We start from the raw sequence: 23,537 nt of genomic DNA, 5'->3' as shown, positions 1-23,537 counted from the left end.
TGTTGGGTTGGGGCAGACTACTGGAAACCGGCCCGCCACGGGGGATCCCGCAGGTCACGGCCGGTTCCGGCCACGACGTGAGCAGGGGAGACGATGGACGCAGCGGAGGCGAACCAGGTTCTCGCGGTGGCCGGCCGGGCAGCGCGGGCGACCACCGGGATCGCCCCGAGCGCGAGCAGCAGGAACGCGCCGGCGGCCATCCCCCGCCGGCGCGAGAACGCACCCGGCTTCCGGTGCCGGGCCGCGCCGCCGCTCGGCGCCGGGTAGCCGGCGGCAGGCTGCCGGATGGTGCCGGAAGCCGGGTCGACGGCGGAAGAACCACCGGAGACCGGGGAACCGGCACCGGCGGGGCCGCCAGGCATCGGGGAGCCGGCGCCGGCGGATCGACTCGAGCCCGGGGAGGCGGCGCTGGAGGAGCCACCGGAGACCGGGGAACCGGCGCCGGAGGAGCCGCCTGACTCCGGAGCCCCGCCGCCGGGGGAACCGCCGCCCGGGAGGTACCCGAGCCGGACCGCCTCCCCGAGTGCCTCGGACACCGGGTGGAACTCCGCCAGGAGTTCCCGGCACCGGGGACAACCGCGCAGGTGGGTTTCGAACTCTTCCGCGTCGTCGAGGACACCCAGTTCGTAGGCCGCCGCCGCCCGGTGCTCCGCCCTCATCCGACCGCCACTTCCCCGAGCGCTTTCCGCAATTGCCGCATCGCCGTGTACAACCGCGATTTGACGGTTCCCTCGGGAATTCCCAGAATTGTCGCCGCCTGCCGGACCGTGTTTCCGGCGAGGTAGGTCTCGACGATGACGGCCTGATATTTCTCGTCCAGTTCCGACAATGCCCGGCCAATCGTTAGTGCCGCTAACGAACTGTCCGTGCGATCGGTGGGCTCGGCGTTTTCGGGGATCTCCAGAGCGACCTCCTGCGGGCGGACCCGGCGATTTCGCCAGCCGTCGATGACGATCCGGCGCGCCACCGTGAGCAGCCAGCCGCGCAGCATTCCGGGCTCGCGTTCGAGCGTGCCGGAGTGCTGCCACGCGCGGATCATGGTCTCCTGCACGACATCCTCGGTCCACTGCCGGTCGTGGTTCGTCAGGGCCAGTACCTGGGCGAACAGGGTCGCGCGGAAGTCCTTGTAGAGCAGCGGGACGAGGTCGTCTCCCGCGTCGGGGCGCGTTCGCACCGCGGTCGCGGACGAGGCGAGGCCGACGTGGCCGTGACGTTCTCTGCCCGGTGCTTCCATAAAGCTCGCAACCTCACCTGAGTGGCGGACCGTGGGGCCTTCGGAGCGTAGCGCACAAACACTTAATAGGCCATATGCATTAGTTTTCGTGCCCCATTAGCCGTGGCCAAAACCGGACTGGTTCAAATTCTGTCCTGTGACGCACGTCACAGTCACTAAAAGGTGACGGCGAGAACCGCTGAACGCCTTTTCCCCGTAACCCCCAGTGAGGACTACTTCGCGAAGGGACAACGGATGCCGTTCCGATTCGTGGCCTTGTTCGCCGCCACGACCGCGTTCGTGCTCGGCTGCGTTCTCCCCGCTTCCGCCGGAGAGCTGCAGCAGACCGACCGCACCCTGCTGACGCGCCTGAAGCAGCACGCGCTGTGGGCGACGCCGGCGAGCAGGCAGGCCGCCGAGCGCGCGACGAACCGGCGCGTCCGCGCGGTCGCCGTCCGCATCGCCGACGACCAGGCCCGCCTCGGCGTCGCCCTGCGCGCGGTCGCCGACCGGCTCGCCATCACCCTCCCGTCCGAGCCGACCGAGCAGGAACGCGCCTGGGCGGGCGAGCTCGCCGCGGACTCCGGCGACGCGTTCGACCACGCCTACGTCAACCGCCTGCGCGCCGAGTACGGCACCCTCTTCGCCCTCGCCTCCGCCGTCCGCGCCGGCACCCGCGACGACGACGTCCGCGCGTTCGCCCAGACCGCCGTCGACACCTCGCTCGGCCACCTGACGCTCCTCGAAAGCACCGGGCTCGCCGAAACCACGTCCCTGCTCGTCTCCGGCACCGAAGACGGCACCGACGACACGCTCGGCGCCGGGGACTTCGCACTCGGGGCCGGCTTCGTGGCCGTCGCCGCCGTCGCCACGTTCGGCCTGCTCCGCCTGCTCGGAACCCCCGGCAGGACCCCGCCGCGCACCCGGAGGTAAGCCCGTCCATGTCCCCGTCCGCCGCGCTGTTCCCGGTGTCGCCGCACGACACCGGGATCGCCGAGGCCGCCGCGCTGTCCGGCCGCCTCACCTACCTCTGCATGTGCCTGACGCTGTGCTGGGGCGTGCTCGCCGCCACCGGCTGGGTCCGCCGGTTCAGCGGCCGGGACGCGCTGCGCACCGGCCACGGCCTGCTCGCCGCGTTCACCCTCGCCACCGGCACCGTGCACGGGCTGACGTTCCTCTTCCTCGAGGACGACCCCTTCGGCGTCGCCGACCTCCTGCTGCCCTTCTACGACGGCTCGCCGCGGCACGCCTTGGGCATCGCCGGTCTGGAGCTGGTCGTCGCCGTGTCGGTCACCGCGGGCCTGCGCCGCGGCCGCTGGCTGCGCTTCCACCAGCTGGGCTACCTCGCGATCGCGCTGCTGGCGGTGCACGCGTGGCTCGGCGCGGTTTCGAGCGGGCACCTTTCGGTCGTCTGGCTCGCCGGGATCACGCTGCTCGTCCCGCCGGTGCTGCTGTCGGCGCTGCGGGTGCTGCCCCCGTCGGCGCTGGTCCGGGCCGGCCTCGTCGAGCCCGAGCCGGAGGTCGCCGCGCTGCGCGTCGACGTCGACGGCGAGCGCTGCCACTCCTACGGCGTCTGCCAGTCCGAGGCGCCCGGGGTCTTCCAGCTCGGCCACGACGGGCTGCTCGAGTACGAGAAACGGCCGGGTGCCGGGGAAACGCCGAACGTCCGCGCGGCCGCGCGCGCCTGTCCGATGAGAGCCATCCACGTGTTGGGAGCGACCCGATGAGCGAACGCATCGTCATCGCCGGAGCCGGTCTCGCCGGCCTGCGCGCCGCCGAACGGCTGCGCGAACTCGGGTTCGACGGCGAAGTCGTCGTCCTCGGCGCCGAGCCCGACATCGCCTACCACCGCCCGGCGCTGTCCAAGAGCCTGCTGACCGGCGCGGTCAGCCGCGCGCAGACGCTGCTCGCCGACCCCCTCGAAGTCGACGCGGAGTGGTACTTCGACAGCCCGGTCACGGCGTTGTCGCCGAACCGGCAGGTCGTGCACCTGCGCGACGAAGAGGTCCGCTACGACGGCCTGGTCATCGCGACCGGCGTCGAGCCCCGCCGGATGCCCGGCGCGCCGCACGGCCACCCGCGGGTCGTCGTCGTCCGGACGCTGTCCGACACGACGGCGCTGCAACGCGCGCTGGCAACCAGTGGTGGCCCGGTGGCGGTGGTCGGGGACGGGTTCATCGGCTGCGAGGTCGCGTCGAGCCTGCGCGAGATGAACCGCGAGGTGGTCTTGATCGGCCGGGCGCGGGCGCTGATGGCCGACGTCCTCGGGCCCGACATCGGCGACTGGCTCACGGCGCTGCACGCCGCCCGCGGCGTCCGGCTGGAGCTGGGAACGACGATCCGCCGGTGGCGCCCGGGAACGAGGTCGGTCGGCCTGGAGTTCGCCGACGGGCGGGCGATCGACGTGGCGTGCGTGGTGGTCGCGGTCGGCAGCGTGCCGGCGGTGTCGTGGCTGCGCGGGGCGAAACTGCCGCTGGACGACGGCGTCGTCTGCGGGCCGACGTGCCACGTGCTGGGCTCGGACACGATCGTGGCGGCGGGCGACGTCGCCCGCTGGCCGAACCTGCGTTACGACGCGACGCCCCGGCGCGACGAGCACTGGCTCAACGCGGTGGAGATGAGCCGCGCGGCGGCGGAGAACCTGCTGACGGGGCCGGCCGGGGCGCCGGCCTACACCCCGGTGCCGCGGTACTGGTCGGAGCAGCACGGCGTCCGCATCCAGGTCGCCGGCCGGCCGATGCTCGGGTCGGACACGGTGCTGCTGGAGTCCCCGGTGCCGGGGACGCGGCCGATCACGGGGTTCGTCCGGGACGGGCGGCTGGTCGGGCTGATCGGGCTGGACAGCCCGGCGGCGGTGCTGCATTGGACGGCGGAGCTGGCCCGGCAGTACCCCGCGCCGTCGGTGGTGCCGCCGCAGCGGCCTCCGGAATCCGAGCGGCCCAGGCCGCACAGCCGGGCGGTGGCCGGGTACTGAACCGGCGTTCAGCGCGTCCGGCGCGGTGAACGGCTCTTTCGCGACGTCCGGACCGGCTGGGCTACGATCTCCTCCGCGGACGAGCAGGCAGGGCGGTCGCGGGCCGGGGAACCGGTCCGAGGAAAGTCCGGACTCCGCAGGGCAGGGTGGTTGCTAACGGCAACCCGGGGTGACCCGCGGGACAGTGCCACAGAAAACAGACCGCCACGGCCCCTGTGCTTCACGAGGGCCGGGGTAAGGGTGAAACGGTGGTGTAAGAGACCACCAGCGTCCCGGGTGACCGGGACGGCTGGGTAAACCCCACCCGGAGCAAGGCCAAGAGGGAGCCCTCGGGCTTCTGCGCAGGCGTTCGAGGACGGCCCGTCCGAGCCTGCGGGTAGGCCGCTGGAGCCTGCCGGCGACGGCAGGCCGAGATGGATGGCCGCCGCCCCGGGAGCCGTGAGGCGACCGGGGAACAGGATCCGGCTTACATGCCCGCTCGTCCGCGCCAAGCGCTGATGGGGACGTTCGCTGCGGCGAACGTCCCCGTCGGCCTGTCCATGCGTGGTTACCCGGTAGTAGGGTGCGCCCATGGCGGGTGACGAGAAGCGGTTCAAGTCGGCGTTCGACTCCCTTCACGCTCTGGCGTACTTCGCGCCCGAGGTGGACCAGGCCCTCACCGGCATCGGGCTGCGGCCCGGCCGGATGCCGTACTTCGCGAGCCGGTCCGCGGCCATGGGCGCCGTCGGGCCCGAGGTCGTCGCCGCCACCTTCTACAACTTCAACCCCGAGGTCGTCGCGCGCGTGATCCCGCGCGCCTGGACCCTCGCGTCGCCCGAACAGATCCTCGAAGCCCGGCTCGACGGCGTCGACCAGGCCCTGACCCGGCTCCTCGGCGAAGGCGAGCTCAAGAGCGACCACGTCGTCGAGGCCGCCGAACTCGCCCGCGAGGCGACCGCCGGGTGCGCCGTCGAAGGACGGCCCCTCTACGCCGCCCACGCCGGCCTCGACTGGCCGGAGGCGCCGCACCTCGCGCTCTGGCACGCCATCACGCTGCTGCGCGAGCACCGCGGCGACGGCCACATCGCCGCCCTCCTCCTCAACGGCCTCAGCGGCGTCGAAGCGCTCGTCACCCACGTCGCCACCGGGGCCGGGTTCACCGTCGACTCCGCCAAGCTGACGCGCGGCTGGAGCGACGAGCAGTGGACCGCCGCCCAGCAGGGCCTGCGCGACCGCGGGCTCCTCGACGGCGAAGGCGCGCTGACCGACGAAGGCGTCGCAGTCCGTGACCGCGTCGAGGCGGCCACCGAGGCCGCCGCGCGGGGGCCGTGGGACCACCTCGGGGCGGAGAAGCTGGCCCGGCTGGAGGAGCTCGGCCGGGACCTCACGCGCCGCGTGGTCGCCGCCGGGGCGTTCCCGAAGGGCGTTTTCGCCCAGCGCCGCTCCTGACTGCGAAGATCACGCTATGTAGTGAAAAGCGTGTGAGGTTTTGAGCGCCGGGTGACGGACAACCGGGGGCTCCAAGATCGACATGGCCGCCGACCGGCCGAGAGGCTGTAACTGAACGGACTCGCGCGACGGGTCCGTTCGGGTCATGTCACACTGTTCCGGGCCGCACAACGGCTCGGTTGTCAGTACCCACAGTGAGCAAATCCCGGGCAATGGGGTGAGTTCGTCAGCACACTGAGAATGATGGGTGCCCGGTCTTTAACCCGAGGGCCCTTGCCGCGATGATGGTGGGCGTGGAGTTTCGTGTGCCCTGCCCGCCACACCGGTTGACAAGCCAGCCGTCATCTACGCAGCGCGCTTTGACCACTACCCCTCGTAGCCCCCATTATGTTCGAAGCACCGCCTGAGCCACAGCCGCGCGGGCCCCACCGCGCACCGGGAGTATCGCGATGATGACCTTGACCACCCTCGACACGCTGGCCGCCGGCGAACTGGGCACGGGAAACGTGCGCCAGTGGCTCCTCGACAACGTCATCCCCCTGGTGCTGCTGGCCGTTGCCCTCCTGCTCCTGTGGCTGGGCGGCGGCAAGGGCGACAACGCCGGTGTCATGCGGCGCCTCGCCGGCGTGGTCATCGCGCTCGCCATCATCGGTCTCGCGGTCAGCGGCGCGGGCGTGAACGTGGGCCAGTGGATCGCCGGCCTGTTCACCGGCTGAGGCGGCGGCGTGCGGATCAGGACTGATGACGAGGTCTACCGGGTCGACGCCGTGTGGCTCGGCCCGCCGAAAGCGACTTTTCCCTGGCGAGCCCGCTACGTCGCGTGGCTCATCGGCATCCCGGCGTTCTTCGTCGTCCTCGGCATCGAACGCTGGGCGGGGTGGAGCTTCGGGTTCTTCTCGACGGCTTGGGCGTTCGTCGCCACCATCGTGATCACGCGGCTGCTCACCGCCAAGATCAGCCACGAACGCCCGCTGGGCACCGTGGTCACGATGGCCGGGCGCGAGCTCAACACCCCCAGAGAGGTGACCACGGGCACGGGCGGCGCGGTCAGCGCCAGCCGCGTCCGGGTACGGGCCGAGCGCCCGCTGCCGAAGCACAAGCGGAGGCGGCAGTACCAGCACCACGGCGCACAGTTCACCCAGGGAACACCACGAGCGCGCCGGAGCCGTGGCAGCACGGCTCGGGCCGGGAGGTAGTCGTTGTTCGGTCGCGGCGGTAGCCGAGGAAAACGGGGTCGGGAGACGCACTCGGGCGCATGGCAACCGCCTGAGCAGGTCCGCGCGCCGCGCAACGGTTCGGCGGGCGGCAAGGGCCGTCGCCTGACCGGTGAGCAGGCGATCCCCGCGTATACCCCGTCGATCGCGGTGCGAAGCATCGACGGGCACCTGGTCCGCACCGGCGTCGAGGTCTACGCCTGGTACCGGCTGGCGCCGCAGCGCTGGTCGTTCCGGTCGGACTCGCAGCGGCGCGACCTCGTCGCGGCCATCGCCGGCCAGTACGCCGAGCTGCAGGGCCGCTGGCTGCACCTGCGCGTGACGAACCGGCCGTACCCGATCCGGATGTGGGCCGAGGCGCACGTCTACAACGCCCACGGCCGCCCCGGCGACGTCCCGGGCGCGCTGTCGTTCGACGACTACCTGATCGGCGAGCAGCAGCAGCTGATGGGCCGCTCGATGGCCGAAAAAGAGGTCTACCTGGGCGTCCAGGTGCAGACCCGCCGGATGGTCGACCGCGCGGTCGAGCGGGCCGCGCCGGTGCTGCGCAAGATCCTGCCCGAGGCCGTCGACGCCGAGCTGACCGCGCTGGACTCCGAGGTCGAGCACCTCGACCAGGTCATCGGCAGCGCGGGGCTGGAAGGCCGTCCGGTGCACGCCGAGGAGATGTCCTGGCTGATGCACCGCTCGTGCTCCCTCGGCCTGCCCGCGCCGCGGAACATGCCCGCCGTGCCCGGCGCGGCCTGGGAGCCGGAGGACCTGGCCAGCTTCACCGACGCCGCCGACTACTACGCCGACCCGTACGCGCCGACGGTCACCGTCCGCGGCCGCACCGGCTCCAACGCGGGTGTCTCGCGGCACCTGGCCGTCCTGACCGTCGGGCAGATGCACGGCCTGCAGATCCCCGAGGTCGACGACCCGTGGATCCAGCACGCCGACCGGCTGCCGGCCGCGGTCGAGGTGTCCGCGCGCATCTACGTCCGGCGGCCTGAAGAGGTCGCCGGCGAGCTGCAGCGGCAGATGAACAAGGTGCGTTCGCAGGTCAAGCACTACACCGACGAGCACGAGCTGGAACCCCCGCAGTCGCTGTCGCGGCAGGCCGGGCGGGTGCTGGAGATCGACGACGAGATGACGTCGGGCTTCACCGCGCTGGCCACCCGGGTGCGCTCGTGGTGGCGGCTGGCGGTGTCCGGCCCGACCGAGCGCGACGCGCTGCGCCTGGCCCAGCAGCTGCTCGACCTCTACAAGCCGAAGATCGCCATCGAGCACCCCGAGGCCCAGTACGCGCTGGCCCGGGAGTTCATCCCGGGCGAGCCGCTGGCCTCGGCGGCGTACATGCGCCGCGGCTCGGTGGTCTGGGCGTCCTCGGCGGTCCCGACGGCGACGGCCGAGGTCGGCGACCGCCGCGGCATCCTGCTCGGCGAGACGTGCACGGCCACGCGGCGCCCGGTGGCCTGGGACCCGTGGATGGCCCAGGAGATCCGGGACGGCTCCGGCCTGACGGCCATGGTGGCGGGCCTGGGTGGTGGTAAGTCGTTCCTCGGCGGCGGCATCGTCTACAAGACGCTGCGCGCGGGGGCGAACTGGACGATCCTCGACCCGTCCGGGCCGCTGTCGCGGCTGTGCGACCTGCCGGAGCTGCGCCCGTACGCGCGGCCGATCAACCTGCTCAACGCGCAGCCGGGGATCCTGAACCCGTACCGGGTGGTCGCCGAGCCGCTGATCGAGCACTTCATGGACGAGGACGACCCCGAGCGCTCCTGGCGCCGCGAGAAAGCCCTTGCGGGCGCGACGCGACGGCGTCTCGTGCTGGACGTCCTGACCGGTGTCCTGCCGTACGAGGTCTCGCGGATGGCCCAGACGCGGATCGTGCTGCTGCGCGCGGTGCGGGCCGTCGGTGGCCGTTTCGACGCGGATCCCGGCCAGGTGATCGATGCGCTGCGGCGGGATTCGTCGGAGCACCACGAGCACGCGGGCGTCGTCGCGGACTTCCTCGACGAGATGCGCGAGCGGATGGCGCTGCTGATCCCGGAGACGGACGCGGACCCGTATTCGGAGACGCGCGACGACCGGCTGACGGTCCTGACGATGGCGGGCCTGACGCTCCCTAAGGACGGCGTCCCCCGCGAGTACTGGACGGACGCGGAGTCCCTCGGCGTCGAGATGCTGAACCTGGCGGCGTGGCTGACCCAGCGGTCGGTGTACGAGAAGCCGAAGGAGATGCGCAAGGGCGTCTGGATCGACGAGGCGTTCTTCCTGTCGGAGGTCCCGACCGGGCGCGTGCTGATGAACCGCTTCGCGCGTGACTCGCGGAAGTGGAACGTCCGGGTGCTGCTGTCGTCCCAGATCCCGGCGGACTTCTTGAAGATCCAGGGTTTCGTGGCCCTGCTGGACTCGGTGTTCGTCGGGCGGTTGGACGACGACGACGCCCAGGCCGACGCTTTGCGGCTGCTGAAGGTCCCGGTGGGAGTCGGTTACGAGCAGGTCGTCGCGGCTCTGGGCCGTCGTCCCGGCGCGCAGCGAAGCGGTCTCGAGCGGGACGTCGAGCCGCGCCAGTTCATCTTCGGCGACGGTGCCGGGGGCGTGGAGCGCATCCGCGTCGACTTCTCGGGTCCGCACCTGGACCACCTGCGGGCGGTCATGGACACGACCCCGGGTTCCAAGGACGCGGCGCCATCGCGCCGGCCGGGGAACGAGCTGGCGTTGCCGGCGGAGGAGAAGAAGCCGTACGTCGCGGTCCCGCCGGAGGACGACATCGAGCTGGAGCAGGACTTCGAGCTGGCGGCGGAACTGGAGGTCGGCCTCGCCGACGAGAACCTCTTGGGCGCGCCGGATCCCTTGGCGTCCGAGACGGGCGAGGTGGAGGGCGGGGTGTCCGCCAACGGCAACGGCAACGGCGGGCAGCAGCACGCCCGCACGGGCGGAAAGGGCGGCACCGGCCGGGACGCCGCATGAGCGCCGCCCGGGCCCGAAGCAGCCGCGCCTCCGGCACCCAGGGGCGGGTCTTCCGTCTCCCGGTGTCCGTGCGGGCGACCGCGGAGGGTGCCGCATGAACACCCTGCTGACGTTGGCGGTGCTGCTGACGCTGGCCGCCGCGTGGCACGCGCTGAAGCGCCGGATCAAGGAAGGCCCGAAGGCGCGCCGCGTCCCGAGCCGCAAGGCGACGATGTTCGCCGTCATGCTGGTCCTCGGCCTGCAGGCCATCGCCACGGCCCCCGCGGCCAGCGCGGCCGCCTGTGGCGAGGCGCCGAACCCGGAGCGGCCGGGCGCGGGCATGGTCGGCGCGATCGACCCGCCGGAGGGCCACGGCGAACCCAACAGCGCCTACATCGACTACAGCTACGCGGGCATGGTCTGGAACACCTTCGAGACCAACTGCTCGGGCCTCAACCTCACCCCGGCCGGGTCCACTTTGGACACCTGGGGTGGCAACCAGCTGTTCAACCTGGGCAAGAACATCGTCGGCGCGACCAACTCGCTGCACTACACGGTGCTCGAGGGCGGCCTGCTGAACCCGATCTACGCCGCCGTGAAGTCGGGCGCCGAAAAGGTCTACAACAACATCTACGCCCAGTTGTTCGGCCTGGTCGCGCTGATCCTGTCGATCATGATGTTCCGCAACATCTGGCGCGGTGACCTCGCCGCGGTCAGCAAACGGGCGCTCTACGCACTGGCGGGGGTGTGGCTCGCCGCGTCGTCACTGGCGATGCTGCGCTACTTCGACCCGATCGACAAAGCGATCGTCCAGACCACCACGAACATCCAGGCGGGCTTCGTCGACGACAGCGGCGACCGGATCATCCGCGACATCCTGCCCACGCAGCTCCACACGCAGATCGTCTACAACAACTGGCTTCGCGGGGAGTTCGGCACGCCCACGGCGCCGCAGGCGGAGCAGTTCGGCAAGCCGCTGCTCGACGCGCAGGCGTTCACCCGCAACCAGCTGGTGAACGGCGACGACGGCAACCAGGGTGTCATCGACGGCAAGAAAAACGCTTACAAGGACATCTCCACCAAGCTCGGCCCCGCCACCGGCTACTTCACCGGCGAGGCGGGCGGCCGCACCGGCGCAGGCTTCCTCTCGCTCGGCCAAGCCCTCGTCTACTCCCTCTTCCAGCTCCTGGCCAAGGCAAGTGTCCTCCTGGCCCAGGTCCTCATCCGCCTCTTCGCCCTCACCGCCCCGCTGATCGGCCTCGTCGCCCTCCTGCACCCGGAAATCCTCCGCCGCGTCCTCAAGGTCGCCGGTGGCGTCGCCTTCAACCTCGTCGTGCTCTCGGTCCTCGCCGGGGTGCACGCCCTGTTGCTGCAAGCCATCTTCGACGCCGGGAACTCGCTGAACATGCTCACGCAGATGGTCCTCGCCGGGCTCATCACCGTGCTGCTGTTCATGGTCGGTCGCCCGGTGCGGCGCCTGTGGCAGATGGTCGAGATGTCGGTCAGCATGGTCGGCGCCGCCGTTCCGTCGCCCGGGGGCGGGATCTTCTCGCGGTTCCGGCGCAACAAGAACGGGCCGACCCCGCAGGACGAGTTCTGGCAGACCGTGCGCGACACCGACGACGTCGTCGACGGCGAGCAGCGCGGCCCGCTCGGCGCCACCGCCGGTGGTGGCCGGTTCCGGCCCGAGGCCACGATCTTCGCCAACGCCCAGCGCCTCGACAACGGCTCCGGTGCGTCCCGGCCGGCCGCGGCGTGGTCGGGTGCCTGGCCGGGAGCCGTCGGCGGCGGGGGTTCCGCGGGCGCGCTGCCCGCGGGCGGCCGGCCCGGCGCCCCCGTGTTCGGCCAGTACAACCCGGCCAACGGCGACCCCGGCGACTACGTCGTCGTCGGGGCCGGCGGGCGGCCGACCACGCGGGGGGAAAGCCGGCGCGTCGACACCTCGCCGGTCGCCGACCGGCGCTGGAACGACGAGCCGGAACCCGTCGTCGTCCCGTCCGACCTGCGCACGCCGGAGTCCGGCTTCAGCGACTACGCGCCGCAGGACGTGCCGCGGACGCCGGGCGTGCGGGCGCAACCGCGGCGCGTCGACCCCGAAGTCGTCGCCGGCAAGCCGGTTTTCGTGCTGTACCGGCCGTCGCGCGGCATCGAGGTGCGCGAAGAGCGCGACACCGACCAAGCCATGGGGCGGTGACCGATGCCGATCCGGACCAACCGCGGCCGCGCCGCGGTCTACCGCCGCCTGTGGGGCTGGCCGCTGCGCTCGCCCCGGCACCTGATGGGGACGCTGGTGGTCCTCGCGATCCTGGTCACCGCGCTCGGCATCGTGCTGCCGAAGGTGGTCGGCAAGCCACAGGCCAAGGCGTCGCCCACCACCGGGCCGACGACGTCGGTCACGACGACCCCGCCGGGCGTCGCGGCGCCGGTCCCGACGTCCAACCTGCCGACGCGGCTGTCCGCGCCCCTTGCGACCCCGACGATCGCCGCGCCGAACGGCGACGCCGTCCGCGTCGCCAAGGAGTGGGCCGCGGCGTGGGTCAACCACCCCGCCGGCATCACGTCGGAGCAGTGGCTGGCGCAGCTGAAGCCGTTCACGACCGAGGAGTACCTGCCGGTGATGGCGTCGGTCGACCCGGCGAACATCCCGGCCACCAAGGTCACCGGTGAGCCGGTCGTCGGGACGTCGTACACCAGCTCGGTGCAGCTGACCATCCCGACGGACGGGCCGAAGCTCGCCATCACGGTCGTGAACACCAACGCCGGCTGGCGCGTCGCCGACTACGACCAGGCGAGCTGACCGTGCGGCGGCTGGGGTTGTGGCTGGGGCTGGTCGTGTTCGTCGCGATCGGCGCCCTCATCGTCACCGCCGTCGCCGCCAAGGTGGTCATCGACAACCAGCAGGCGCAGGCCCACGGCGTGTCGCTGATGAGCTGCGACGCCTCGGTCGGGCCGACCCAGCCCGGCGAGGGCGACCGGGGCACCGTCGACGCGTCGAAGCTGGACGACGAGCAGAAGGGGACCGTCGCGCTGATCATCTCGGTCGGCAAGCAGCGGTCGCTGGCGCCGCGCGCGTGGCAGGTCGCGATCCAGGCCGGGATGACCGAGTCCGGGCTGCACAACCTCACCTACGGCGACCGCGACTCCCAGGGCATCTTCCAGATGCGCCCGTCGATGGGCTGGGGGACGGTGGCGCAGGTCACCGACCCGACGTACGCGGTCAACAAGTTCTACGACGTGCTCCTCGGCGTGCCGGACTGGGAGAACAAGCGCCCCGGCGACGCGGCGCAGGCCGTCGAGCGCTCGGGTTTCCCGGACCGGTACCACAAGTGGGAGCCGATGGCGGCGACGCTGGTGGAGAACGTCGGCCAGGTCGTCGACGTCGTCGCGTGCGGCACCGGGCTCGGCCAGCTGCTGCCGCCGAGCCAGGCCGCCGGGAAGGCGATCAGTTTCGCGCTGGGCGAGCAGGGTAAGCCGTACGTGTGGGGCGCCACGGGCCCGAGCTCGTACGACTGCTCGGGCCTGATGCTCCGGGCGTACGAATCGGCCGGGATCATCCTGCCCCGGGTGTCGCGCGACCAGTACCACGCGGGCGCGTTGCTCCCGGTGCGCGAGGCGCAGCCCGGTGACCTCATCTTCCTGGCCAACGACCCGTCGAACCCGGACACGATCCACCACGTGATGATGTTCCTGGGCGACGGCAAGGTCGTCGAGGCCCAGCAGACGGGCGTGCCGGTGCACACGCGCGCGTTCTCGTTCGACGAGGCCGAAGTCGTACCGCAGGCGGTCCGGCCCGGCGTTTAGCATGGGTTGAGGGCCCTTGACCCGAACGGGGCCGGCCGATTCACCCGACGTCGCGGCCGCTTCCACGAGCAGGTGACCGCGTACTGGCAGAGGATGAGCACGTGGGACGCAAATTCGGCAAACGAGGCAAGCCCGGCACGGGCTCGCCCCAGGACCCGGCGGCGCTGTTCGGCGCACCCCAGCCGCCGAGGCAGTCGGCGCGCCCCGCGTCCAGCACGCCGCTGGCCGACCAGCTGGCCCAGGGCTACCCGGGTGTGGACCCGGGGTACGTGGTGTTGCCCAGGTCGTTGGCGGAGGGGATGTCGCTGCCGTGGCAGCACCAGATGGCGGCGCTGCTGGCCCAGTTCCACGCTGAGCACGCGTCGCTGGCGTGGCCGATCTACCGGGTGGTGCCGTCCAGGTACGAGCGGCTGGCGGACTTGGACGAGGAACAGCTGGCCGAGGCGGGTTACCTGGTCGAGATGGACGCCGACGGCGAGATGGTCTACCGCGAACGCAGCGGGCGGAAGGTGGAGGACCCGGAGAACACGTCGGTTTTGGTGTCGTGCCTCGACCCGATCCCACGGCCGGCTGCGCGTCCTGCGCCGCCGGTGGGGTCGCCGCCGGCGCCTGGTCAGGCGCCCGCACCGATGAACATCGGGCCGGCGCCGGTTTGGCGGACGGTGCCGCAGCCGCCTCCGGGACAGTCGGTCCCGGGGACGCCTGAGCGGTGGGGGCGGCCGGGGGAGGGTTCGCCTGCTGGGTCGCCTCGCCATGCGGCTCCGGAACCGGGTGCGCCGCAAGCTTCTGCCGCGCGTGCACCGGAGGCGGCTTTTGCTGCGCCGCCGGCGGCTTCCGAGGGGCCGACGACGGCCGCTCCCGAGGTCCCTGCTGGTGAAGCGCAGCTGCCGCGTTTTGTCGCGCCGGCTTCTGTCGATACGGGGGCTTCGGCTGTCGGGCAGGAGCAGCTTTCTCCTGTGAGCGGGGAACAGCCCTCTGTCGGTGGGCGGTCGTCCGTTGGTGCTCCGCAGCAGTCGCCGGCCGAGTCGACGGTGGAGCCTCGGCCGCTTGCTGAGCCGGAGTCGGCGGCTGCGGAGCGGCGGCAATCGCCTGTGGAGGCGGCGGTGGAGCCTGGACCGCCTGTTGGGTCGGAGTCGGCGGCCGCGGAGCAACGGCAATCGCCGGTGGAGGCGGCGGTGGAGCCTGCTGAGCCGCGGCGGTCACCGGCCACCGGCCAGGGGTCAGTGACCGCCGAGTCTGCGGTGCAGCCTGCTGAGTTGCAGCAATTGGCGGCCACCGGTGAGGGGTCAGCGGCCGCCGAGTCGGAGGTGCGGCCTGTCGAGTCGCAGCCGGAGTCGCCGATCGTGGATCCGCGGCAGTCGCCAGCCGAGTCGGCGCAGCCTCAGCTGGCGCCTGACCTGCAGCGGGAATCGCCGAACGCGGCCCCGCAGCAGTCGCCGGCCGAGTCGACGGTGCAGCCTCGTTCGCCCGTTGGATCGGAGTCGGCGACTGCGGAGCGGCGGCAATTGGCTGCTGAGCCGACGTCGGCTGTCGAGCCGGAGTCCGCGGCTGCGGAGCCGCGGCGATTGCCTACGGAGCTGGCGTCGACTGTCGAGCCGGAGCCAGAGTCGGCCGCCGCGGGCGAGCAGCAATCGTCCGCGCAGTCCGAAGCGCGGCAGGAGCTGGCTGCCGAGCCGGAGTCGCTTCCGGGGCCGGACGCCGCGGATGAGCGGCAATCGCCTCCGGAGCCGGAGCCGGAGCCGGAGCCGGAGCCGGAGCCGGAGCCGGAGCCGGAGCCGGAGCCGACCTTCGAGCTGAAGTCGGCGGCCGATGACCGGCTGCAACCGGTCGCCGAGTGGGAGGCACAGCGCGAGCGGGCTGTTGAGTCGGAATCGTCGAGCTTGACTCAGCAGCAATCACCAGCCGAATGGACGGTGCAGCCTGTGCCGCCGGTTGAGCCGGCGGCCGCGGGCGAGCAGCAATCGCCTGCCGAGTCGGGGGCGCAACCGGAGCCGAGTGTCGAGCCGGAGTCGCCGTCGGCGGCCACTGACCAGCCGCGACCGGTCGCGGAGTCGGACCTGCGACCGGAACTGCCCGTTGAGAAGGGGCTGGAGCCGGCTGCCGAGGGCGAGGAGCAACCGGTCACCGAGGCGCCGGCGCAGCAGCAACTGCCCGTCGACTTGCAGTCGGAATCGTCGGCCACGGTTCACGAGCAACCGATCGTCGAGCCGTCGGCCCAGCCGCATCGGCCGGTTGAGCCGCCGCCGGAGGCCGTGGATCAGCAGCAATCGCCCACTGAATCGGCGGTGGAGTCGCGGCCGTCTGTTGAGTCGCAGCCGGAGTCTCCTGGTGGGGCTCAGCCTGTCGAGCCGGAGCCGCAGTCCGTGGCCACGGAACAGGGGCAACCGCCTGCCGAGTCGGCGGCGCAGCCGCAGTCGTCTGGTGAATCTCAAGTGGGTTCGACAGCCAAAGACCAGCAATCGCCTGCCGCGTCGGAGCCGCCTTCGGCGGCCGCTGACCAGCCGCCTCCGGTTGCCGAGTCGGAAGTGGCGCCCCAGCGGCCTGGTGAGTCGAAGCCGGTGGTCGAGGATCAGCCGCGACCGGTTGCCGAGTCGGTGGTGGAGTCGCAACCGCCTCTTGAGTTGCCTGTCGTGGCTTCGCCGCACTCGCATGTTGAGTCGGCGGAGCGGCCTCAGGAGCCTGCTCCGCAGGCGATTGCCGAGCCGGCGCCGCCTGTCGAACCGCGTCCGACCGGGCATCAGCAGCCCGTTGGGCCGAAGCCGCAGTCGCAACTGCCCGCCGCGGCTCAGGAGCCTGCTCCGCCGTTGTCGCCTGCTGCGGCTCAGCATCAATCGCTCATTGGGCCGCCGCCGTCTGGCTCGCAGCAACCGTCCAGCGGCCTCCAGTCGCCTGCCCCGCAGCGGCCCAAGGGCCTTCAGCCGCCTGTTGGGGCGCAGTCGCTCGGCACCCCGCAGCAACCTTCCGCCGGGTCGCAGCAGCCTTCCTCGCAACAGTCGCCTGCCGGGTCGCAACAGGCTCCCTTTGCCTCGCAGCAGCCGCCTGCCGGGTCGCAACAGCCTGCCCAGCAGCAGCCTGCCGGGTCGCAACAGCCTGCCTCGCAGCAGCAGCCCGCTGGGGCTCAGCAGCAGCCTGCCTCGCAGCAGCTGCCCGCTGCGGCTCAGCAGCAGCCTGCCTCGCAGCAGCTGCCCGCTGCGGCTCAGCAACAGCCTGGTCCACAGCAGCCGCCTGCTGGGGCTCAGCAACCGCCTGCCTCGCCGCAGTCGCCTGCTGGGGCTCAGCAACAGCCTGCCCCACAGCAGCAGCCCGCCGCGGCTCAGCGGCAGTCGCCTGCGGCTCAGCATCAACCGCCCAGCGGGTTGCCGCAGCAACCTGCCGCGCCGCCGTGGAAGGCCAATCCCACTCCGCCTGCTCGGCCCGCCAAACCCGTCTTCCCAGGCCCGGAGTCCACCCCCCAGCCCTTCCCGACCCGACACGCCGCCCCCGCGCGCCCTGTCTTCCCGGGCCCCGGCACCATGCCGCCGACCCCACCCACCGCGCGGCCCGTCTTCCCCGGTCCGGACACCCCCCTCCCGCAACCCTCCAAAGACCAGCAGGACCCCCCGACCCCACCACGCGGGACCCCGCGCGGGTGGTTCGACGAGTTCGCCGAGTCCAAAGACCCCGAAGAACCGCCGGACTTCGGCCCCACCGGGCAGCCGACCGAAATCCCCTACCGGTACAAGCGCTGAAAAAACGGCCCGGGAGTGCGAACCTGAGTCCATGTCCAAAGACCCGAACCCGGACCAGGGGTGGTACTACAACACCCGCACCCACCAGGTCGAGCACCTCGAACGCAGCCGCAGCGTCGACCTGCTCGGCCCGTACCCCGATGAAGCCACCGCCCGGCGGGCGCTCGACATCGCCAAGGAACGGACCCGGCAGGCCGACGCCGCCGATGCCTCGTGGAACGACGAGTGACGGCGGCTAAACCGCCAACTCCGGACTGAGCACGAACTCCGGATCCACCTGCGCAGCCAAGTCCGCGCCCGCCCAAGCGCGCGCGTTGCGCAGGTGGAACTCCACCGCCTGGCGCTGGTAACGCGCCCAGTCGCGGTGCTCCGCGTCCACCGCCGCCTGCATCGAGCGCAGCGTCGAAAGGTTGCGCGGCTCGAGCTCGGTGATCGGCCGGGCCGTGCCGCGCTCCGCCGCCCGCACGTGCCCAGACGCCGACATCCAGCCCAGCAGCGCCGGACCGACCTGGTCCTGCAGGAACTCGACGTCGTCGGCGTCGGTCACCTTGTTGCCGACCACCACCAGCCGCACGCCGTAGTCGCGTGCGTAGTCCGCGTACTGGCGGTACACGCCCACGCTGCGGACCGTCGGCTCGCACACCAGGAACGTCACGTCGAACCGCGTGAACAGCCCCGACGCGAACGCGTCCGCCCCCGCGGTCATGTCCATCACGACGTACTCGTCCTCGACGTCCACCATGTGGTTGAGCAGCAGCTCCGCCGCCCCCACCTTCGAGTGGTAGCACTTGACGCCCAGGTCGTCCTCGTCGAACTGCCCGGTGACGCCGAGCCGCACGCCGCCCAGCTGCCGGAAGCACGCCGAGAACACCGGGTTGTCCTCGAACGGCCGGACCAGCCGGGACCCGCGGCCCGGCGGCGTCGTCTTGATCATCGACGCCGCGTCCGGGATCCGCGGGTTGTCGCCGCGCAGGTAGTCCTTGATCAGCGCCATGTTGTCGCCGAGCGTCGGCCAGGCCAGCGCTTCCTCCTCGGTCGCGCCGAGCGCCACCGCGAGGTGCTGGTTGATGTCGGCGTCGATGGCCAGCACCGGACGGCCGGCGTCGGCGAGGTACGCGACGAACAGCGACGACAACGTGGTCTTGCCGCTGCCGCCCTTGCCGACGAACGCGATCTTCACGAGGAGCCCCTCCCGAAAATGAGAATGAAGACGGTTTTCATTATTGACAGTCAACGTACACCCGACCGGCCCGCGCCCGATCGGGCGATCATCGGCCCCTTCCGGGGTTAGGGTTGGGGGGTGCCTCCCCTGGTGATCAGGACACACTCGGCGGGCGGGGACTTCGGTCCGCTGCGCGCCGAGTTTTCGCTGCCGGAGTCGTTCGGGCCCGACGTGCTGGCCGAGGCGGAGGCGGCGGTCCTCGATCCGCTGGCCGAGCGCCGCGAAGACGCGACGGACCTGCCGTTCGTCACCATCGACCCGCCTGGCGCCAAGGACCTCGACCAGGCGATGGTCGTCGAGAAGACCGCGCACGGCTTTCGCGTGCACTACGCGATCGCCGACCTCGCCTCGTTCGTCCCGCCCGGTGGCGCGCTCGACCGCGAGTCGCGCCTGCGCGGCCAGACGCTGTACCTGCCCGACGGGAACGTCCCGCTGCACCCGCCGGTCCTGTCCGAAGGCGCCGCGAGCCTGCTGCCCGGCGAGATCCGGCCCGCGGTGCTCTGGACCATCGAGACCGACGAAGCGGGCGAGCCGACGGCCACCCGGGTGCGCCGCGCACTGGTCCGGTCCACCGAGCAGTTCGACTACGAGACCGTCCAGGCCGCGCTCGACGCCGGGAACCCGCACCCGTCGGTGGCCGCGTTGCCCGAGCTGGGCCGGCGGCGGCGTGAACTGGCCGTCCGGCGCGGCGCCGTCGAGCTGCAGCTGCCGGAGCAGGAGATCAGCGGCGACCCGGACGGCGGCTGGGTCCTCGCGCGCCGGCCGCGCACCGTCGTCGACGCGTGGAACGCCGAAATCTCGCTGCTCACCGGGATGGCCGCGGCGAAGATCATGATCGACGCGCGGGTCGGCGTCCTGCGCACGCTGCCCGACCCGGAACCCGAGGCCGTCGACTGGCTGCGCCGCTCCGCCGAGGCGCTGGGCATCGCGTGGGCGCCGGAGACGACCGTCTCGGAGTTCCTGTCCCGGTTGGACCCGGGCCAGCCGGCGTCGATGGCGCTCTACGCGGACACGACGCGGTTGTTGCGCGGCGCGGGCTACACGGCGTTCGACGGCGAACTGCCCGCGTTGACGACGCACGCGGGCATCGGCGGCGCGTACGCGCACGTGACGGCGCCGATCCGGCGGCTGGTCGACCGGTTCGCGACGGAGATCTGCCTGGCCGTCTCGGCCGGGCGCGACGTGCCGGCGTGGGTGCGGGCGGCGCTCGCGGACGTCCCGGACCGCATGACGGCGTCGGACACGCTGGCCGCGAAGGTCGAGCGCGCGTGCATCGACCAGGTCGAGGCGTGGGTGCTGGCCGAGCACATCGGCGGCGAGTTCAGCGCGGTGGTGCTGCGCGCGGACGAGAACAAGGCGGAGATCCTGGTCGAGGACCCGACCGTGATGGCGAAGTGCGCGGGGGAGAAGCTGACCGCGGGGGAGCGGATCGGCGTCCGGCTGACCGCGGTGGACGTCGAGAAGCGGAAGGTGTCGTTCGAACGCGCATGACTCTCGTCGACGATCTGGGCGAGCCGGTCCCGTTGTCCGGCCCGGCTTCGCGCGTGGTTTCGCTGGTGCCGTCGTTGACCGAAGCGGTCGAGCTGAGCGCGCCAGGCCGCCTGATCGGTGCGACGGACTACTGCACGCATCCGTCCACTTTGGACGTGCCGCGGGTGGGCGGGTCGAAGTACCCGAAGCTCGACCGGGTCCTGGACCTGGCGCCCGACCTCGTGCTGGCCAACTCGGAGGAGAGCCGCCCGGAGGACGTGGAACGGTTGCGCGCCAACGGGATCCCGGTGTGGGTGATGGCCGCGGCGGCGTCGGTGCCGGCCGCGCTGGGCTCGCTGCGGCGGATCCTGACGCAGGCGTACGAGCTGGACGAGCCGGAGTGGCTGGTGTCGGCGGAGGAGCTCTGGCGCGAGACCCGGCCGGTGCGGTTCCACGCGGTGGTCCCGGTGTGGCGCAAGCCGTGGATCGTCCTGGGCCGCGACACCTTCGGCGGCGACGTCCTGCGCCGCGTGGGCGTGGCGAACGTGTACGCGGGTTCGGACGAGCGGTACCCGCGACCGGAGATCGAGGAGCTGCGGGCGCACTTCACGGCGGACGCGGATCTGCTGGTCCTGCCGGACGAGCCGTACTTGTTCACGGAGGAGGACGGCCCGGACCACTTCCCGGACGCGCGGTACGTCCTGGTCTCGGGCCGCCACCTCACGTGGTACGGACCATCACTCGTCGAGGCCCACGCGGCTCTTACAGCGTCAATCCCGTCAGAACCGTGACGCGCTCCTCGGTGAAGTCCGCCATCGCGGACGCCGGGCCCTCGCGGCCCACTCCGGAGTCCTTCACCCCGCCGTACGGCATCTGATCGGCTCGGAAGCTCGGCACGTCACCGACCAGCACGCCACCCACCTTCAATGCCGCCGACACCTCGAACGCCGTCGGCAGGTCGCGGGTGAACACGCCCGCCTGCAGCCCGAAGCGAGACGCGTTGATCCGCGCCACCCCGTCGGCCACCGAGGACACCCGGACCAGCGAGACCACCGGCCCGAACACCTCCTCGGCCATCACCGACGCGTCCTCCGGGACGTCCGCCAGCACCGTCGGCTCCACGGTGGCTCCCGAGCGCCCGCCGCCGGTCAGCAAGCGAGCGCCCGCCGAAACCGCGTCGGACACCCAGGATTCCACGCGCTCGGCGGCAGCGGAGTTGATCAGCGGGCCGACGTCCACACCCTCGGCCCGCGGGTCGCCGGTGCGCAAGGACGCGACCTGCTCGACGACCTTCGAAGCCAAAGCGTCGTACACATCCGAGTGCACGTAGACCCGCTGCACCGAGATGCACGACTGCCCCGCCTGGTACATCGCGAACGTCGCGATCCGCTGCGCCGCGAAGTCGAGATCTGTCCAATCCGGACAGACGAGCACCGCGCCGTTGCCGCCCAGCTCCAGCGCCACGTGCTTGCGCGGGACGCGGTCGCGGATCGCCCAGCCGACCGGGACCGAGCCGGTGAACGACACCACCGGCAGCCTGGGGTCCTCGACCAGCCGCGACGACGTCTCGTTGTCCACCGGCAGGATCGACCACGAGCCCGCCGGGAGGTCCGTCTCGGCCAGGATTTCGCCCAGGAGCAACGCCGTCAGCGGCGTCGCCGGCGCCGGCTTCAGCACGATCGGCGCGCCCACCGCGATCGCCGGCGCCACCTTGTGGGCCACCAGGTTCAGCGGGAAGTTGAACGGCGTGATGCCCAGCACCGGGCCCCGCGGGACGCGCCGGACCAGCGCCAGCCGGCCGGTGCCGCCCGGGTCGGTGTCGAGGCGCTGCAGCTCGCCCGAGAACCGGCGGGCCTCCTCGGCGGCCCAGCGGAACGTCGACACCGCGCGCCCGACCTCGCCGCGGGCCCACTTCAGCGGCTTGCCGGACTCGGCCGTGATCAGCTGGGCGATCTCCTCGGACCGCTCACCCAACGCCCGGGACACGTGGTCCAGCGCGCCGGCGCGGACGTGCGCGGGCAGCGTCGCGAACTCGTCGGCGACGTCGTGCGCGGCCTGCACCGCGGCTTCGACGTCCGAAGTGGACGGCACGAAGTGCGACCCCGCCGTCGAGCCGTCGAAGGAGTGGCGGACGTCGACCGAAGAACCGCCGGTCACCGGCTTTCCGGCGACCCAGAAGGGGAAAGTCATGCGCGAGCCTCCGTGCGGACAGCGTGCTCGAGGACCGAGAGGCCCTCGTCGAGCAGGTCGTTGGACAGGGACAGCGGCGGCAGCAACCGGACGACGTTGCCGTAGGTGCCGCAGGTCAGCACCACCACGCCGGCCCGGTGACAGGCCGCCGCGACGCGCTTGGTGAGGTCGGCGTCGGGCTCGGTCGTCCCGGGCTTGACGAATTCCGCGGCCAGCATCGCGCCGCGCCCGCGGACGTCACCGATCACGCCGGTCTCGGAAGCCAGCGCGCGAAGCCGTGGCAGGACAACGTTTTCGATGCGCTTGGCCGAGTCCGCGAGGTTCTCGGTCTTCATCGTCTCGATCGAGCCCAGCGCCGCCGCGCACGCGATCGGGTTGCCGCCGTACGTGCCGCCGAGGCCACCCGGCCCGACGACGTCCAGCAGCTCAGCGCGGCCGGTGACCGCCGACAGCGGCAGGCCGCCCGCGATGCCCTTGGCCGTCGCGATGAGGTCCGGGACGACGTCCTCGTCGGTGGACGCGAACCACGAACCGGTGCGGCAGAAGCCCGTCTGGACCTCGTCGGCGACGAACACGACGCCGTTTTCGCGGCACCACGCCGAAATCGCGGGCAGGAAGCCGCGCGCGGGCTCGATGAAACCGCCTTCGCCTTGGATCGGCTCTAATACGACGGCCGCGACCTGGTCGCCGCCGATCTGCTTTTCGATCCGGTCGATCGCCAGCGCGGCGGCTTCGGGGCCGGACAGGCCGTCGCGGTACGGGTACGAGCCCGGCACGCGGTAGACCTCGGGCGCGAACGGGCCGAAGCCGTGCTTGTACGGCACGGACTTCGCGGTCATGCCCATCGTCAGGTTGGTGCGGCCGTGGTAGGCGTGGTCGAACACGACGACGGCCTGGCGCCCGGTCGCCGTCCGGGCGATCTTCACGGCGTTCTCGACGGCTTCGGCGCCGGAGTTGAACAGCACCGACTTCTTCGCGTGGTCGCCCGGCGTCAGCTCGGCCAGCGCCTCGCAGACCTCGACGTACCCCTCGTACGGCGTGACCATGAAACAGGTGTGGGTGAACCAGCACGCCTGCTTGCGGACGCGGTCGACGACCGCCGGCGCGGAGTGCCCGACGTTGGTCACCGCGATGCCGGAGCCGAAGTCGATCAGGACGTTGCCGTCGGCGTCGGTGAGCAGCCCGCCGCTGGCGGAGGTGACGTAGACGGGCAGCACCGAGCTGACCCCGGCGGCGACGGCGTTCGCGCGGCGCTCCTGCAGCTCGCGCGAGGCGGGGCCGGGGATCTCGGTGCGCAGCCTGCGCTGCCGGGGCGCCGGGGCCTGCGGCTCGGCGGTGGTGCTTGCGGTCACGGCGTGCTCCT

19 protein-coding genes and 1 other RNA gene are annotated in these 23,537 nt (G+C 72.0%); 15 read left to right on the top strand and 5 right to left on the bottom strand.

The genetic code is table 11. From position 1 onward, the window contains the following. Positions 1-17 precede the first annotated feature (17 nt). Together ACIQWX_RS49455 and ACIQWX_RS49450 are read right to left on the bottom strand one after the other, a co-directional pair. Complete coding sequence (locus tag ACIQWX_RS49455; RefSeq protein ID WP_400887006.1) at positions 18-659, bottom strand: zf-HC2 domain-containing protein; 642 nt, start codon at positions 657-659, stop codon at positions 18-20. Next, on the bottom strand, positions 656-1,234 hold the full coding sequence (locus ACIQWX_RS49450; protein ID WP_400887003.1) for a sigma-70 family RNA polymerase sigma factor: 579 nt from the start codon (positions 1,232-1,234) through the stop codon (positions 656-658). Before ACIQWX_RS49450 ends, ACIQWX_RS49455 begins: the two co-directional genes overlap by 4 nt. 234 nt (positions 1,235-1,468) lie before the next feature. On the opposite strand from ACIQWX_RS49450, the gene ACIQWX_RS49445 reads away from it, so the two are divergent. The 13 genes from ACIQWX_RS49445 to ACIQWX_RS49385 all read left to right on the top strand — a co-directional run bounded on the left by ACIQWX_RS49445 (position 1,469) and on the right by ACIQWX_RS49385 (position 17,521). Further along, positions 1,469-2,146, top strand: a complete 678-nt coding sequence (locus tag ACIQWX_RS49445) for a DUF4142 domain-containing protein (protein WP_400887002.1) — start codon at positions 1,469-1,471, stop codon at positions 2,144-2,146. An 8-nt stretch (positions 2,147-2,154) separates the two neighbouring features. Beyond that, positions 2,155-2,940, top strand: coding sequence for a ferredoxin (locus tag ACIQWX_RS49440; RefSeq protein WP_400886999.1), 786 nt, complete (start codon positions 2,155-2,157; stop codon positions 2,938-2,940). Continuing rightward, positions 2,937-4,187 (top strand): NAD(P)/FAD-dependent oxidoreductase, encoded by a 1,251-nt coding sequence (locus ACIQWX_RS49435; RefSeq protein WP_400886996.1) that lies wholly within the window; start codon positions 2,937-2,939, stop codon positions 4,185-4,187. Before ACIQWX_RS49440 ends, ACIQWX_RS49435 begins: the two co-directional genes overlap by 4 nt. 80 nt (positions 4,188-4,267) lie before the next feature. Beyond that, positions 4,268-4,672: RNase P RNA component class A (rnpB, locus tag ACIQWX_RS49430), an RNA gene on the top strand. Positions 4,673-4,757: 85 nt separating this feature from the next. Next, positions 4,758-5,615 (top strand): hypothetical protein, encoded by an 858-nt coding sequence (locus ACIQWX_RS49425; protein WP_400886993.1) that lies wholly within the window; start codon positions 4,758-4,760, stop codon positions 5,613-5,615. Positions 5,616-6,064: 449 nt separating this feature from the next. Further along, positions 6,065-6,331 (top strand): hypothetical protein, encoded by a 267-nt coding sequence (locus ACIQWX_RS49420; RefSeq protein WP_004562703.1) that lies wholly within the window; start codon positions 6,065-6,067, stop codon positions 6,329-6,331. Positions 6,332-6,340: 9 nt separating this feature from the next. Then, positions 6,341-6,811 (top strand): hypothetical protein, encoded by a 471-nt coding sequence (locus ACIQWX_RS49415; RefSeq protein ID WP_400886991.1) that lies wholly within the window; start codon positions 6,341-6,343, stop codon positions 6,809-6,811. Positions 6,812-6,814: 3 nt separating this feature from the next. Then, on the top strand, positions 6,815-9,784 hold the full coding sequence (locus tag ACIQWX_RS49410; protein ID WP_400886988.1) for an ATP-binding protein: 2,970 nt from the start codon (positions 6,815-6,817) through the stop codon (positions 9,782-9,784). A 94-nt stretch (positions 9,785-9,878) separates the two neighbouring features. After that, entirely contained in the window at positions 9,879-11,957 is a 2,079-nt protein-coding gene (locus ACIQWX_RS49405; protein ID WP_400886985.1) for a magnesium transporter, read from the top strand. Positions 11,958-11,960: 3 nt separating this feature from the next. After that, complete coding sequence (locus ACIQWX_RS49400) at positions 11,961-12,560, top strand: hypothetical protein (protein WP_400886983.1); 600 nt, start codon at positions 11,961-11,963, stop codon at positions 12,558-12,560. A gap of 2 nt (positions 12,561-12,562) precedes the next feature. Continuing rightward, positions 12,563-13,564, top strand: coding sequence for a C40 family peptidase (locus ACIQWX_RS49395; RefSeq protein ID WP_400886980.1), 1,002 nt, complete (start codon positions 12,563-12,565; stop codon positions 13,562-13,564). Between the two features lie 101 nt (positions 13,565-13,665). Continuing rightward, positions 13,666-17,292 carry a hypothetical protein gene (locus ACIQWX_RS49390; protein WP_400886977.1) on the top strand — a complete coding sequence of 1,209 codons (3,627 nt, stop codon included), beginning with the start codon at positions 13,666-13,668 and terminating at the stop codon, positions 17,290-17,292. A 31-nt stretch (positions 17,293-17,323) separates the two neighbouring features. Beyond that, complete coding sequence (locus tag ACIQWX_RS49385; RefSeq protein WP_400886974.1) at positions 17,324-17,521, top strand: hypothetical protein; 198 nt, start codon at positions 17,324-17,326, stop codon at positions 17,519-17,521. Positions 17,522-17,527: 6 nt separating this feature from the next. Here the strand turns inward: ACIQWX_RS49385 and ACIQWX_RS49380 are convergent, their stop codons facing one another. Beyond that, positions 17,528-18,472 (bottom strand): AAA family ATPase, encoded by a 945-nt coding sequence (locus tag ACIQWX_RS49380; protein WP_400886971.1) that lies wholly within the window; start codon positions 18,470-18,472, stop codon positions 17,528-17,530. Positions 18,473-18,604: 132 nt separating this feature from the next. On the opposite strand from ACIQWX_RS49380, the gene ACIQWX_RS49375 reads away from it, so the two are divergent. After that, complete coding sequence (locus tag ACIQWX_RS49375; protein ID WP_400886968.1) at positions 18,605-20,005, top strand: RNB domain-containing ribonuclease; 1,401 nt, start codon at positions 18,605-18,607, stop codon at positions 20,003-20,005. Then, on the top strand, positions 20,002-20,775 hold the full coding sequence (locus ACIQWX_RS49370) for a helical backbone metal receptor (protein ID WP_400886965.1): 774 nt from the start codon (positions 20,002-20,004) through the stop codon (positions 20,773-20,775). The genes ACIQWX_RS49375 and ACIQWX_RS49370 overlap by 4 nt, the downstream gene beginning before the upstream one ends. On the opposite strand, the gene ACIQWX_RS49365 is transcribed toward ACIQWX_RS49370, so the two are convergent. After that, positions 20,747-22,174 (bottom strand): aldehyde dehydrogenase family protein, encoded by a 1,428-nt coding sequence (locus tag ACIQWX_RS49365; protein WP_400886962.1) that lies wholly within the window; start codon positions 22,172-22,174, stop codon positions 20,747-20,749. The genes ACIQWX_RS49370 and ACIQWX_RS49365 overlap by 29 nt on opposite strands. After that, a complete protein-coding gene (gene gabT / locus ACIQWX_RS49360) occupies positions 22,171-23,526 on the bottom strand; it encodes a 4-aminobutyrate--2-oxoglutarate transaminase (protein WP_400886960.1) in 1,356 nt (451 codons plus the stop codon). Before gabT ends, ACIQWX_RS49365 begins: the two co-directional genes overlap by 4 nt. Between the last annotated feature and the right edge of the window lie 11 nt (positions 23,527-23,537).

The organism is Amycolatopsis sp. NPDC098790 (assembly GCF_044759945.1).
Classification (GTDB): domain Bacteria; phylum Actinomycetota; class Actinomycetes; order Mycobacteriales; family Pseudonocardiaceae; genus Amycolatopsis.
This window is presented reverse-complemented; position numbering and strand designations above follow the sequence as displayed.

Bases quoted from the DNA above. Each gene is read 5' to 3' on its own strand.
- ACIQWX_RS49400 (WP_400886983.1), top strand. From the start codon at position 11,961: ATGCCGATCCGGACCAACCGCGGCCGCGCCGCGGTCTACCGCCGCCTG.
- ACIQWX_RS49440 (WP_400886999.1), top strand. From the start codon at position 2,155: ATGTCCCCGTCCGCCGCGCTGTTCCCGGTGTCGCCGCACGACACCGGG.
- ACIQWX_RS49455 (WP_400887006.1), bottom strand. From the start codon at position 659: ATGAGGGCGGAGCACCGGGCGGCGGCGGCCTACGAACTGGGTGTCCTC.
- ACIQWX_RS49365 (WP_400886962.1), bottom strand. From the start codon at position 22,174: ATGACTTTCCCCTTCTGGGTCGCCGGAAAGCCGGTGACCGGCGGTTCT.
- ACIQWX_RS49385 (WP_400886974.1), top strand. From the start codon at position 17,324: ATGTCCAAAGACCCGAACCCGGACCAGGGGTGGTACTACAACACCCGC.
- ACIQWX_RS49370 (WP_400886965.1), top strand. From the start codon at position 20,002: ATGACTCTCGTCGACGATCTGGGCGAGCCGGTCCCGTTGTCCGGCCCG.
- ACIQWX_RS49435 (WP_400886996.1), top strand. From the start codon at position 2,937: ATGAGCGAACGCATCGTCATCGCCGGAGCCGGTCTCGCCGGCCTGCGC.
- ACIQWX_RS49425 (WP_400886993.1), top strand. From the start codon at position 4,758: ATGGCGGGTGACGAGAAGCGGTTCAAGTCGGCGTTCGACTCCCTTCAC.
- ACIQWX_RS49405 (WP_400886985.1), top strand. From the start codon at position 9,879: ATGAACACCCTGCTGACGTTGGCGGTGCTGCTGACGCTGGCCGCCGCG.
- ACIQWX_RS49420 (WP_004562703.1), top strand. From the start codon at position 6,065: ATGATGACCTTGACCACCCTCGACACGCTGGCCGCCGGCGAACTGGGC.
- ACIQWX_RS49445 (WP_400887002.1), top strand. From the start codon at position 1,469: ATGCCGTTCCGATTCGTGGCCTTGTTCGCCGCCACGACCGCGTTCGTG.
- ACIQWX_RS49450 (WP_400887003.1), bottom strand. From the start codon at position 1,234: ATGGAAGCACCGGGCAGAGAACGTCACGGCCACGTCGGCCTCGCCTCG.